The sequence below is a fragment of the Streptomyces sp. NBC_01351 genome, assembly GCF_036237315.1.
GTDB lineage: Bacteria > Actinomycetota > Actinomycetes > Streptomycetales > Streptomycetaceae > Streptomyces.
In genome coordinates this window covers 1728164-1740575 of sequence record NZ_CP108356.1, presented here as the reverse complement: position 1 = coordinate 1740575, position 12412 = coordinate 1728164, and the positions used below count along the sequence as shown (strand labels likewise).

Annotated in this window: 8 protein-coding genes; 7 read left to right on the top strand and 1 reads right to left on the bottom strand. The window is 72.7% G+C overall.

The window, feature by feature from the left end:
- Positions 1-57: 57 nt before the first annotated feature.
- Together OG625_RS08075 and OG625_RS08070 are read left to right on the top strand one after the other, a co-directional pair.
- The gene (locus OG625_RS08075; protein WP_329377759.1) at positions 58-1644 is read left to right on the top strand and encodes an AMP-binding protein; all 1587 of its coding nucleotides are present in this window, start codon (positions 58-60) and stop codon (positions 1642-1644) included.
- 40 nt (positions 1645-1684) lie between these two features.
- Positions 1685-3283 carry an outer membrane protein assembly factor BamB family protein gene (locus OG625_RS08070; RefSeq protein WP_329377757.1) on the top strand — a complete coding sequence of 533 codons (1599 nt, stop codon included), beginning with the start codon at positions 1685-1687 and terminating at the stop codon, positions 3281-3283.
- An 87-nt stretch (positions 3284-3370) separates the two neighbouring features.
- On the opposite strand, the gene OG625_RS08065 is transcribed toward OG625_RS08070, so the two are convergent.
- On the bottom strand, positions 3371-4336 hold the full coding sequence (locus tag OG625_RS08065; protein ID WP_329377755.1) for an ACP S-malonyltransferase: 966 nt from the start codon (positions 4334-4336) through the stop codon (positions 3371-3373).
- A gap of 155 nt (positions 4337-4491) precedes the next feature.
- On the opposite strand from OG625_RS08065, the gene OG625_RS08060 reads away from it, so the two are divergent.
- Genes OG625_RS08060 through OG625_RS08040 form a run of 5 tightly spaced genes read left to right on the top strand, consistent with a single transcriptional unit; the run spans position 4492 to position 12409 of the window.
- Entirely contained in the window at positions 4492-6315 is a 1824-nt protein-coding gene (locus OG625_RS08060) for a fatty acyl-AMP ligase (protein ID WP_329377753.1), read from the top strand.
- Positions 6312-8075 (top strand): acyl-CoA dehydrogenase, encoded by a 1764-nt coding sequence (locus OG625_RS08055; RefSeq protein ID WP_329377751.1) that lies wholly within the window; start codon positions 6312-6314, stop codon positions 8073-8075. The genes OG625_RS08060 and OG625_RS08055 overlap by 4 nt, the downstream gene beginning before the upstream one ends.
- A gap of 16 nt (positions 8076-8091) precedes the next feature.
- The gene (locus OG625_RS08050) at positions 8092-8412 is read left to right on the top strand and encodes an acyl carrier protein (RefSeq protein WP_329377748.1); all 321 of its coding nucleotides are present in this window, start codon (positions 8092-8094) and stop codon (positions 8410-8412) included.
- Entirely contained in the window at positions 8412-11399 is a 2988-nt protein-coding gene (locus OG625_RS08045; protein ID WP_329377746.1) for a type I polyketide synthase, read from the top strand. The genes OG625_RS08050 and OG625_RS08045 overlap by 1 nt, the downstream gene beginning before the upstream one ends.
- Positions 11396-12409 (top strand): 3-oxoacyl-ACP synthase III family protein, encoded by a 1014-nt coding sequence (locus OG625_RS08040; RefSeq protein WP_329377744.1) that lies wholly within the window; start codon positions 11396-11398, stop codon positions 12407-12409. The genes OG625_RS08045 and OG625_RS08040 overlap by 4 nt, the downstream gene beginning before the upstream one ends.
- Positions 12410-12412 lie beyond the last annotated feature (3 nt).

The window sequence follows — 12412 nt, the reverse complement described above, 5'->3', positions numbered from 1 at the left end:
ATGGCTGTCAATGCGTCCCGGAAATGCGCCGGGGAATGAGGAACGAAAATGGAATCAATGGCTTCGACAGCGCTGCACGCACGTTTCCTGCGCGGCCTGGAAATATCGCCCCACGGGGTGGCGGTGCGCGTCGGGAAGGACACCGTCGACTACACGACGGCCCACGAACTGGCCCTGTCCTGGGCGGGAGCACTGCTAGCCGCCCCCGGTGGCCCGCCCAAGGCCGTCGGCATCCTGGCCGGCCGCAGCCTGACCTCGTACGTCGCCGTCCTGGCGAGCCTGTACGCGGGGCTGCCCGCCGTCCCGGTACTGGCCGACTTCCCGGCCGGGAAGATCGCCTCGATGCTCGACTCCGCGCAGGTCTCCGCCCTGATCGTGGACGAGGAGGGCGCGGCCCTGCTCGCCGGGGGACTGGCGGACCGGCTCGGGGCCCTCCCCGTGCTGGCACCCCACCTCACCGCCGCCGGGACACGGGCCCTGACCGGGGGCAGCACCCTGCTGCCCCTGGCCGCCGGGCCGGAGACCGCGCTGCCGGCGCCGCGGTCCGCCGCCCCCGAGGACGTGGCCTACGTCCTGTTCACCTCGGGATCCACCGGCCGCCCCAAGGGGGTCCGGCTCACCCACGGCAACACGGCGCACTACTTCTCGCTGATGGACGCCTGGTACGACTTCACCGCCGCCGACGTCTTCTCCCAGGCCGCCAACCTCAACTGGGACTCCGCCGTCTCCGACCTGTGGTGCGCCTGGGCGGTCGGCGCGCCGCTGGTCTCCGTCTCCCCGCACGCCTACCGCGACCTGCCCGGCTTCGTCGCCGAGCACGGCATCACCGTCTGGTTCTCGGCGCCCAGCGTGATCTCGCTGTCCCGCCGCACCGGCCGCCTGGTGCCCGGCAGCATGCCCTCGCTGCGCTGGACGTACTTCGGCGGCGAGGCCCTCCAGTTCGAGGACACGGACGCCTGGCAGCAGGCCGCCCCCCACTCGGCGGTCGTCAACGTCTACGGGCCGACCGAGATGACCATCACCACCCACCGCCACCGCTGGTCGCCGCAGGAGTCCACCCGGCTCGGCGTCAACGGCGTGGTCCCGCTCGGCCTGCTCCACGACGGGCACGCCGAGCTGCTCCTCGACGAACGCGGCGAACCCGCACCCGACGAGGGCGAACTGTGGCTCTCCGGACCCCAGTTGTCGGCCGGATACCTCGACCCGGAGGACGGCCGCGGCAAGTACCGGGAGCAGGACGGAGTCCTCTGGTACCGCACCGGCGACCGGGTCCGCCGACTCGCCGGCGGCGAGCTCGTCTACCTGGGCCGTACGGACTCCCAGGTACAGGTGCAGGGCTACCGGGTCGAACTCGCCGAGGTGGAGCACGCGTTGCGCGCAGCCTCGCCGGTCACCGGAGCCGTCGTGGTCGGCGTGCCCGTGGCCAACAGCACCGAACTCGTCGCCTTCTACCTCGGCGAGCAGCGCTCGCCGCAGGAGTTCCACCGCGACCTGGCCCCCGTACTGCCCGCCCAGCTGATCCCCCGCCACTACCACCGGCTGGACGAGTTCCCCCTCAACACCAACAAGAAGACCGACCGGCTGGAGCTCACCGCACGCGCCGCCGAACTGCACGGCACCCGCGTACCGGTGACCGCCCGCTGATCCCCGAACCAACCCATCACGGCACGAAAGAGGAAGACCCATGCGCACAAGACCCCGGACCCGTCAGGGAATGGTCCGCAGACTCGCGCTGCTCGCCGTATTCGCACTGACCGCCACCCTGTTCTCGGCCCCCACGGCCAGCACCGCCCAGACCACCTCGTCCTGGCCCACCGGCGGCCACGACATCCGCAACAGCCGCTCCAACCCGCAGGAATCGACGATCACCAAGGGCAACGTCGGGCGGCTGAAGGCCAAGTGGACTTATCCCACGCACGGTGACGTGTCCGCGACCCCGGCCGTCGTCGACGGCGCCGTGTACTTCCCCGACTGGGGCGGCTACCTGCACAAGGTCAACGCGAAGACCGGCAACCGCATCTGGACGCGCAAGGTCTCCGAGTACACCGGTGACCCGGGGTCGGTTTCCCGCACCAGCCCCGCCGTCGTCGGCGGCAAGGTGTACATAGCCGACTGGAACAAGGCCGTCCTGATCTCCGTCGACGCCGCCACCGGCAACAAGGTGTGGAGCCGGGAGGTCGACACCCAGTACAAGGCGGTGCTGACCCAGTCGCCCGTCGTGCACAACGGCGTGATCTACCAGGGGGTCTCCTCCCGCGAATCCGAGGGCGCGCTCGACCCGGCCTTCCCCTGCTGCACCTTCCGCGGCAGCGTGAACGCCTTCGACGCCGCCACGGGCGACCGGCTGTGGCGCCAGTACACGACCCCCGACAACGGCGGGCAGCCCGGCGGCTACAGCGGCGTGGCCGTCTGGGGCACCCCGGCCCTGGACCCGTCGACGAACACCGTGTACTTCACCACCGGCAACAACTACACCGTCCCGCAGTCCGTCAGCGACTGCCAGACCGCCGGCCACACCCCGGCCGAGTGCTACGCCCCGGACAACTACGTGGACACCGTGCTGGCCCTCGACATGCGGACCGGCCAGGTCAAGTGGAACACAGGAGCCAAGCGGTTCGACGCCTGGAACACCGGCTGCCTTCCCGGCTTCCCGCCCAACAACTGCCCGCCGAACCCGGGTTACGACTACGACTTCGGCGACGGCGCGCACCTCATCACCATCAAGGGGCCCGACGGCTGCCCCCGCAAGGTGATCGGCGCGGGCGAGAAGAGCGGCGAGTACTGGCTGATGGACGCGGCCACCGGACAGGTCGTCTGGAGCGCGGCGGCCGGCCCCGGCGGCCACATCGGCGGCATCCAGTGGGGCACGGCCAATGACGACAAGCGGATCTACATCGCCGAGGCCAACTTCAACCGACAGCCCTACCAGCTGGCCGACGGCACGACGACGACCCGCAGCTCCTTCGCGGCCCTCGACCCGCAGACCGGACGCATCCTCTGGCAGGTCGCCGACCGCACCGACGGCTTCGCCTGGGGCGCCCTGACCACCGCGAACGGCGTCGTCTTCGGCGGCTCCACCAGCGGCCGCATGTACGCGTTCGACGGAGCGACCGGCGCCTACCTGTGGGACTTCACCGCGCCGTACTCCTCCAACGCGGGCCCCGCGGTCGTCGACGGCACCGTCTACTGGGGCAACGGCTACGCCCGCTTCTCCAACGGCGGCGGCACCACCGGCAGCCTCACCGAGGGCACTTTCTACGCCTTCACGGTGGACGGCAAGTAGGGCAAGCAGGGCAAGCTAGGCAGGCAACCGCACACGAGTGAGGGGCCGGTACCCAGCGGGTACCGGCCCCTCACTCATGCCCCAGGCTCAGGCGGCCACCGACAGCCGCCGCCGCACCGGCCGCATCGCCGACCTGGGCGTCACCGGCACCACCTCGAAGGCACGGGTCGTGCACGCGACCCGGGTGAACAGCCCGTCCTGCCCGGACACGTACAGCCGGCCGACGCCCGCCCCCTTCAGCGCGGACACCACCTCGGGCCAGCGCACCGTACGGACGAACCCGTCCAGCAGCATCTCCCGCACCCCCTCGCCGGTGGTCACCACGCGGCCGTCCTGGTCCGCGACGAGCGGCAGCCGGGGCTCGGACCAGGTGAGCCCGTCGAAGATCTCCGCCGCCACCCGCTCGCGCAGCCCGTCGAAGAGGTACGAGTGCATGGGCGGCTTCATCGTGTACATCGGCATCCCGCCGAAGGACCGGATCCGCCGCTGGAGCCAGTCCAGGACCGCCTCGTGGACGGTGAGCATCGTGAAGTCGTGGTCGACGACGCAGGACACGTCGCTCCACTCGCCCCGCTCGTCGAGCTCCCCGCGCAGCACCTCGACCTTGTCCTGCGGCACCCGCGCGATCGACTGGGTGACCAGCGCCGGATGCTCCCGCGCGAAGTACTCCTCCATCGTGTCCGCCAGGCGGGCGGTCATCGACACGGCGTCGGCGAATTCGAGCACCCCGGAGTAGACGGCGGCGGCGCGGGCGCCGAAGCTCGGTCCCGTCACATAGGCCGGATCCATCTCCAGCCGCTCCCCGGCCCAACGCGCCAGGGCGAGGCAGTTCACCACGAAGGAGATCTGCCCGTACAGGGAATAGTCGCCCTCGGTCTGCTGGTAGCGGTCGGCCAGCCGATATCCGAGTACGTCGTCGGCGACGGCGTACAGCTCGCGCGCGTACGGATTGACCAGCATGAATTTGGCGACCTCGGAGAAGGCCGTCGGCTGCATTCCGGGAAAGACGATCGCCGTCTCCGGCACACTCCCGGTTTCGGTGTGAGTGTTCATGGATCGAGCGTTGCCGTTCCCCCCCGCCACCGAGCACCCCTGCCGCCCCCTGAGTTGGAGGCCGCGCAAGCGAACCTTAAGGACGCTTGCGGAGTATCGGTGGGAAACGAGGTCCGCACAATCCACGGGCCCGCAGACGCGAGGGGATGCCGCGGATGTCAGAGTCACGCTTCGCCACCTTCACCGAACTGCTCCGCGTTCGGACGGCTGAACTCGCCGACGAGGATGTGCACGTCTTCCTCCGCGACACGGCCGGCGGAGCAGTGGCCGAACACCTCACCTACGGAGAGCTCGACCGCGAGGCCAGACGCATCGCGGCCTGCCTCCAGGAGTACGGAGTGGCCGAGCAGCCCGTGCTGCTCGTCTACTCCTCGACCCTGGAGTTCCTCAAGGCCTTCGCCGGCTGCCTCTACGCGGGCGCCGTCGCCGTCCCCGTCCCGCCGCCCGGCGAGGCCGGGCGCGACAAGCGGCTCAACCGCACCACCGCCGTCCTCAAGGACACCGGCGCCAAGGTCGTCCTCACCGAGACCGGCGCCGCCCCCGAGGTCGCCCTGTGGCTGGCCCGCAACTCCCGGTCCGACGCCGCCTGCGTGGTCACCGACGTCCCCGGCATCGGCGACCCCGAAGCCTGGCAGCCCGTCACCGCGCGCCCCGACGACCTCGTCTTCCTCCAGTACACCTCCGGCTCGGTCTCCGAACCGCGCGGGGTGACCGTCTCGCACCGCAACCTCCTCGCCAACCAGACCGCCCTGCGGAAACTGCTGCAGACCACCCGCGAGGATGTCTTCGGTAGCTGGCTGCCCTACTTCCACGACATGGGCCTGGTCGCCCACCTCCTCCACCCGGTCTTCCTCGGCAGCCACAGCGTCCAGGTGACCCCGCTGTCCTTCGTCAAACGCCCGCTGCGCTGGCTCCAGGCCATCGACGAGTACGGCGTCACCGTGGGCGGAGGCCCCAACTTCTGCTACGACCTGTGCGTCCGCCGTGTCAAGGACGAGCAGATCGCCGCCCTCGACCTGTCCCGCTGGCGCCTCGCCCTCAACGGCGCCGAACCGGTGCGCCCCGAGAGCCTGGACGAGTTCGCCGAACGCTTCGCCCCCGCCGGCTTCCGCCCCGAGGCGCTGCGCCCCTGCTACGGACTGGCCGAGGCCACCCTGGTCGTCTCCGGCGGCGTCCCCGGCACCCCGCACGTCCGCAAGGTGTTCAACAAGACCGCCCTGGAACGGGACCGGGTCGTCACCGCCGGACCGCCGGTCACCAGCACGGAGCGCCACCAGACCCTGATCGGCTGCGGCACCCCCGTGGACATCGAGGTGCGCATCGTCGACCCGCTCACCCACCACGAGCTGCCGCCCGGCGTCGTCGGCGAGATCTGGCTGCGCGGCTACAGCGTGGCCCGCGGCTACTGGCAGCGGCCCACCGAGACCGTGCGCACCTTCCGCGCCAGCCTCAACGACGAGGAGAGCAACTTCCTGCGCACCGGCGACCTGGGGATGCTGGAGGACGGCGAGCTGTTCGTCACCGGGCGGCTCAAGGAAGTCATCATCATCAACGGCCGCAACGTGTACCCGCAGGACGTCGAATGGGCGGCGCGGACCGTCAGCCCCGCCCTGACCTTCGGCGCCGGCGCCGCGTTCTCCGTGGACGCGGGCCGCGAGCACCTCGTCCTCGTCCAGGAGGTGCGCGGAGCGGGCAGCGCCGAACTGCGGACCGTCGCCCAGAAGATCCAGGCCCTCATCGGCCAGGAGTTCGAGATCCCGGCCGGCAACATCCTGCTCGTACGCCCCGGCGCCGTCCGCCGCACCAGCAGCGGCAAGGTCCAGCGCACCCTGATGCGCAAGCTGTTCCTCGACGGCGTCGTGCGCGGCGAGTACGAGGTGCTCACCCCCGACGTGTGGGCGCTGGCCCGTGCCGAGGACGTGCTGTTCGGAGAAGACCTGCTGCGGCCGGAGGGAGCCGACGGAGGAAGGCGGTGGTGACGGCCCTGCTCGGCGACCGGGTCACCACCGGCAGCGCCGCGCAGCAGCGCGAGAGCGCCGTCCGGGCCCGCGTCGCCGAACTGGAGGCCCTGCTCGGCGACCCCTCGGACCCCGCCAACCCGGCCGGCTACACCGCCCTGCTGGAAGCCGACCGGGCGGCCGTGCCCTTCGCCGCAGGAGAAGCGCTCCTCGACGAGTTCGGGATCACCGACGAGTACATCCCGCGCGCCCTGGGCGGCCGGCTCGACGCGATGGACACCCTGGTCAGGATCATGCGGCCGGTCTTCCGCCGGGACGTGGGCCTGGCCATGGGCCACGGCATGACCACCTTCATGGCCGCCTCCGACGTGTGGACCGCGGGCAGCTCCCGGCAGCGCCACTGGCTGGCCGGGCTGCTGCGCGAGGGCGGCAAGGCGGCGATCGCCCAGCACGAGACCGCCCACAGCAACGACTACGTACGCAGCCAGGTCACCGCCCGCCGGGGCCCCGACGGCTACCTGATCAGCGGCGGCAAACCGATGGTCAACAACCTGGAACGGGCCGGGGCGCTCGTCCTGTTCTGCCGCACCGACCCGTCCCCGGGCAGCCGCAGTCACTCCGTCCTGCTGCTGGAGCCCGAGCAGCTCACGGACGTCCACGCGGCCGTCACCGCCCGCAGGATCCCCGTCGGACTGCGCGGCTGCCGGTTCGCCGGCGTGGAGTTCGACGACTGCCCCGTACCCCGGTCCGCGCTGCTGGGTCCCGAGGGCAGCGGCATCGAAACCGCCCTGCGCTCCTTCCAGATCAGCCGCACCGTGATCGCCGCGACCGCCGTCGCCGCCCTCGACACCAGCCTGCGCACCGCCGTCCGCTTCGACCGGGAACAGTCCGGCGGCTGGCAGTCCCGCGGCATCGACGGCGGCCGCACCGGCGCGGCCCTCACCAACGCCTTCGTCAACCTGCTGCTGTACGACAGCCTCGCCGTCGTCGCCACCCGCGCCCTGCACCTGCTGCCCGCCGAGACAAGCGTCTACTCGGCCGCCCTGAAGTACCTGCTGCCCCGCGTCCTCACCGAGACCATGTACGACCTGTCCATCGTCCTGGGCTCCGGCTTCTACACCCGCGAGGGGACCCTGGGCATCTTCCAGAAGCACGTCAGGGACGTCCCCGTGCTCAGCCTCGGCCACGCCGGGACCGTCGCCTGCCAGGCCACCGTCATCCCCCAGATGCCGCGCCTGGCCCGCGGCTCCTGGTTCGTCGAGGACGAGGCCCCCTCCGGCCTGTTCCGGCTGAGCGGCGACCTGCCGCCCCTGCGCACCGACCGGCTCGCGCTCGCCTGCGGACGGGACTCGCTCAGCGCCACCATGCTCGCCGTCGCCGCCGGCATCGACGGCAACAGCTCCGTCGAGCGCGCCCTGCGCACCCTCGCCGGCCAGCTCGTCGAGGAATTCCGCGACGTACGCGGCCGGGTGCTGCGGCTGGAGTCCGCCGGGTCGGGGGCCGCCACGCAGCCCGCGAAGTTCGCCCTCATGGACCGCTACGCCCTCCTGCTGGCCGGGGCCGCCGTACTCGGCCTGTGGGACCAGGGCCGCTACGGCCCCGACCCGTTCCTCGCCGACCCCTCCTGGGCCGCCGCCGCACTGCACCGCATCGCCCGGCGCCTCGGCGCGCGCGTCGCCGACCTCCCGCCGGAATGCGAGACCCGGATCCGGCACGAGGTCCAGCTCCGCTTCTCCACCCAGACCAGCTACGACCTCTACTCGACCCCGATCCCGGGTTGACCGAAGGAGTCCCGACATGACCATTCCCACCGGCCGGCACGCCGTGGCCGCCGACACCGCGAAGGCCGACGGCGTGTACGAGTGGCTGTCGGCCCGCCTCTCCGTCTACCTGCGGCGCGCGCCCGAGACGATCGATCCCACCGTCCCGCTCGCCGAGTACGGCATGGACTCGGTGGCGGCGCTCAGCCTCTGCGGCGACCTGGAGGAGGAGTTCGACCTCGACGTGGAGCCCACCCTGCTGTGGGACTTCCCGACCGTGGCGAGCCTCGTCCGCCACCTGACGGCCGTCCTCCCCGACCTGCCCGCGGCCGCGGCCCCCGCGCGGGACCAGCGCTGATGGGGGACATCGCCATCGTCGGGATCGACTGCGCGTTTCCCGGGGCGGCGGGCGTGCGGGCGTACTGGGACCTGCTCGTGCGCGGCGGGGCCGGCACCGGCCCCGTCCCCGGACAACGGTGGGAAGCACAGGACTTCCCCGCTGCCGGCGACAGCGGCGGTTTCATCGACGACGTCGATGTCTTCGACAGCGACTTCTTCTCCGTCACCCCGCGCGAGGCCGCCGCGATGGACCCGCACCACCGGCTGCTGCTGCCCTGCGCCTGGCGGGCCCTGGAGGACTCGGGCCGCGCCCCCGGGGACCTCGCGGGCACCGAGACCGGCGTGTTCATCGGCGTGATGGGCGGCGAATGGGGCCGGCTCACCATGAGCGACCTCGCACGCGTCACCCCGCTGCTCGGCGCCGGCAGCAGCGCCGGAATGGCCGCCAACCGGATCTCGTACCACTTCAACCTCACCGGGCCGAGCCTCGCCGTCGACACGGCCTGCTCCTCCTCCCTCGTCGCCGTCCACCTCGCCGCGACCTCCCTGCTCGCCGGGGAGTGCGACACCGCCCTGGCCGGCGGGGTCAACATCGTGCTGTCGCCCTCGCTGGGTCTGGTCTACGGACAACTCGGCCTCGCCGCCGCCGACGGACGCTGCAAACCCTTCAGCGCCGACGCCGACGGGATCGGCCGCGGCGACGGCGTCGGCCTCGTGGTGCTGCGCCGCCTAGACGACGCCCTCGCCGACGGACAGCGGATCTACGCCGTACTGCGCGGCAGCGCCGTCAACCAGGACGGCCGCAGCAACGGGGTGATCGCCCCCAACCGCTGGTCTCAGGAACGGGTGCTGAACTCCGCCTACCGGCGCGCCGGGATCACCCCCGACCGGGTCGCCTTCGTGGAGGCCCACGGCACCGGAACCGTGCTCGGCGACGCCATCGAGTGCGCGGCCCTCGGCGCGGTGCACGGCGTCCCCCGCGGCGCCCCCTGCGCGATCGGCTCCGTCAAGGGCAACCTGGGCCACACCGAGGGCGCCGCCGGCATCGCCGGGCTCATCAAGACCGCGCTGGCCCTGCACCACCGCATCGTCCCCGCCAGCCTCTTCGCCGAGCGCGAGAACGCGCAGCTGCGGCTCGGCGAGCGGGGCCTGCGGCTGCTGAAGTCCCCGATGCGGCTGCCGCGCGGGGAGAACCTCGCCGGGGTCAGCAGCTTCGGCATGGGGGGCACCAACGCCCACGCCGTCCTCGGCACCGCACCCAGGACCCCCGCGGCCCTCCCCGCCCGGGCCGCCCGTACGGACGCGGGCGCCTCCGCCGTCGGCGTCTTCACCCTCAGCGCCGACACCCCCGAGGCGCTGCGCCGCAACCTCGCCGCGCAGGCCGCAGCGATCGCCGCCCGCCCCCGGGGCGCCGCGGCCGCCCTGTGCTGGAGCAGCAACCGGACCAAGACCGGCCTCCCGCACCGGTACGCGGCCACCGTGCGCGACACCGGCGAACTCGTGGCCGAGCTGCGCCGGGCGGCCGCCCTGGAGCCCACGGCGTCGAAGGACGGCGCGGCCGCCGGCGGCCGCCCCTGGGGCCGACCGGTCACGGCCTTCCTCTTCACCGGCCAGGGCTGCGAGTACCCCGGAATGACGGCGGGGCTGCACCGCGAGTCCCCGGCCTACCGCCGCCACCTCGCCGAGGCCGACGAGGCCCTCGCCCCGCACCTCGGAACCTCGGTGTGCGACCTGGTCCTCGGCGGCGACGAGCGCGTGCACCGGCCCGAGTTCGCCCAGCCCGCCCTGTTCGCCGTCGGCTACGCCCTCGCCCGTACGCTCACCACCCTCGGCGTCACCCCGGCCGCCGTCCTCGGCCACAGCCTCGGCGAGTACGCCGCGGCCGTCACCGCCGGCGCCCTCGACCTGGACGAGGCCGCCCGGCTGGTCGTCCGGCGGGCCCGGCTGATGGGCGAACTGCCCACGGGTGGCGGCATGCTCGCGGCGGCCGCCGGACCCGACGAGCTCGCCCGGACCCTGGAGGGGGAGCCGGAGGTGGTCGTGGCCGCCATGAACGGCCCGGCGGACACCGTGCTCTCCGGCCCCCTGGATGCCCTGGCCCGGCTCGGGAAGGAACTCGCCGACCGAGGCGTACGGGTCACGGAACTCCCGGTGACGCACGCCTTCCACTCCCCCCTGATGGCCCCCGCCGCCGCCGAGCTGCGCAAGGCCGCCGTGCGGTGTGCCCCGCCCGCGCTGCCCGTGGCCTCGACCCGGCACGGCCGGATGCTGCGCCACGAACCGATGGACGCCGACTACTGGGCCGACCAGATCGAGGAGCCCGTGCTCTTGGACACCGCGCTGGCGGCGCTCGTACGCGACATCGCCCCCACCCATCTGATCGAGATCGGCCCGAGCAGCCGGCTCCTGCAGATCGCCGCCCGCGGCGGACGGGCGTGCGGCGCGGAACTCCTGCATCCCGCGCCGGGGCCCGAAGCGAGCGGCCGCGACCTCGCGGAGACCGTCGCCGCGCTGCACCGCTGCGGACTCGACCCGCTCTGGGCGGAGCTGTACGCGCCGGAGCACCGGACCGTCGAACCGCTCGCCCCGTACGCGTTCTCGTCCGCGCAGCGCTACTGGGACCGGCGGCCGATGCCCGCGAGCGCCCCGGCCCCGGCGGCGGTGGGGGAGGAGCGGCCGGCGTCCGGGGAACGGCCGGCCGCGGAGGAACGGCGGACCGAGCCCGCGGCCGTCCACGACGGCGACCCCGGCGACCCGGTGCTGCTCGCCGTGGTGCAGGCCGTCACCGAGGTCGGCGGATACCCCAGCGAGCGGGTGGTGCGCGAGGCCCGCTTCCACGAGGACCTCGGCTTCGACTCGGTGATGATCATGCAACTCAAAAACCGGGTGGAGGCCCGGCTTCCGCGCGTCGGCGAGGTGTCCGTACAACAGATGCTGCCCGCGCTGCGCTCCGTCGGCTCCCTCGCCGAGTTCCTCGGCGACCAGATCACGGCGAGGTCGGCATGACGGCCGTGTACGTCGCCGCGACCGGCACCGCGCTGCCCGGCGACCCGGTGGACAACGCCGCGCTCGGCACGATGCTGGGCGTCAGCGAGGAGTGGATCGACCTCTTCGTCGGCACCAGGACCCGGCACTTCGGCTGGGACCCGGTCACCGGAGAGGTCCGAGGCTCCCTCGCCGACCTGTGCGCCGAGGCCGCGGCCCGGGCCGTGCACGCCTCGGGACTCGACCTCGCCGACATCGAGTTCGTGGTCCTCGCGACGGCCACCCCCGACACCCTCCTGCCGACCACCGCGACCGAGGTCGCCGACCGCCTCGGCCTCGACCACCTGCCCGTCTACCAGATCCAGGCCGGCTGCTCCGGCGCGATCCAAGCCCTCGACCTCGGCCGCACCCTGATCCTCGGCGGCCGCCGCGCCGGCCTCGTCATCGGCGGGGACGTCACGCACCGGTTCCTGTCGCCCCGCCGGGACGCCGCGAAGCTGCCCCCCGAGGAACTCGTCAACCACGTCCTGTTCGGCGACGGGGCCGGGGCCGCCGTCCTCACCGAGGAACCGGAGGGCGAGCGGATCGCCGTCCGGGCGGTGCTGAACTCCTGGACCGGCCGCGGCCGTCCGCCCGGCCAGCTCCTCGACTGGTACGGAACCACCGACCGCGAATCCGGCCGGCGGATGATGGCCGAGGACTACAAGGCGATCGAGGAGCACGTTCCCACGATCTCCGTGGAGATCCTCTGGGAGCTGCTCGACGGGCTCGGCTGGAGCCTCGACGACATCGGCTTCCTGCTGCCGCCCCAGCTCTCCGAGCGGATGACCGCGCGCATCGTGGAGCGGCTGCCGGACGGCCCCGCGCAGGAGGTCTCCTGCGTCGCCGAGACCGGCAACACCGGAAACGCCCTGCCGTTCCTGCAGCTCGACCGGCTGGTACCGAAGTTCTCCGTGGGGGAGCGCGCGCTGGCCCTGTGCGTGGAGTCCAGCAGGTGGATCAGAGCCGGGTTCGCCCTGGAGAAGGTGTGAGGC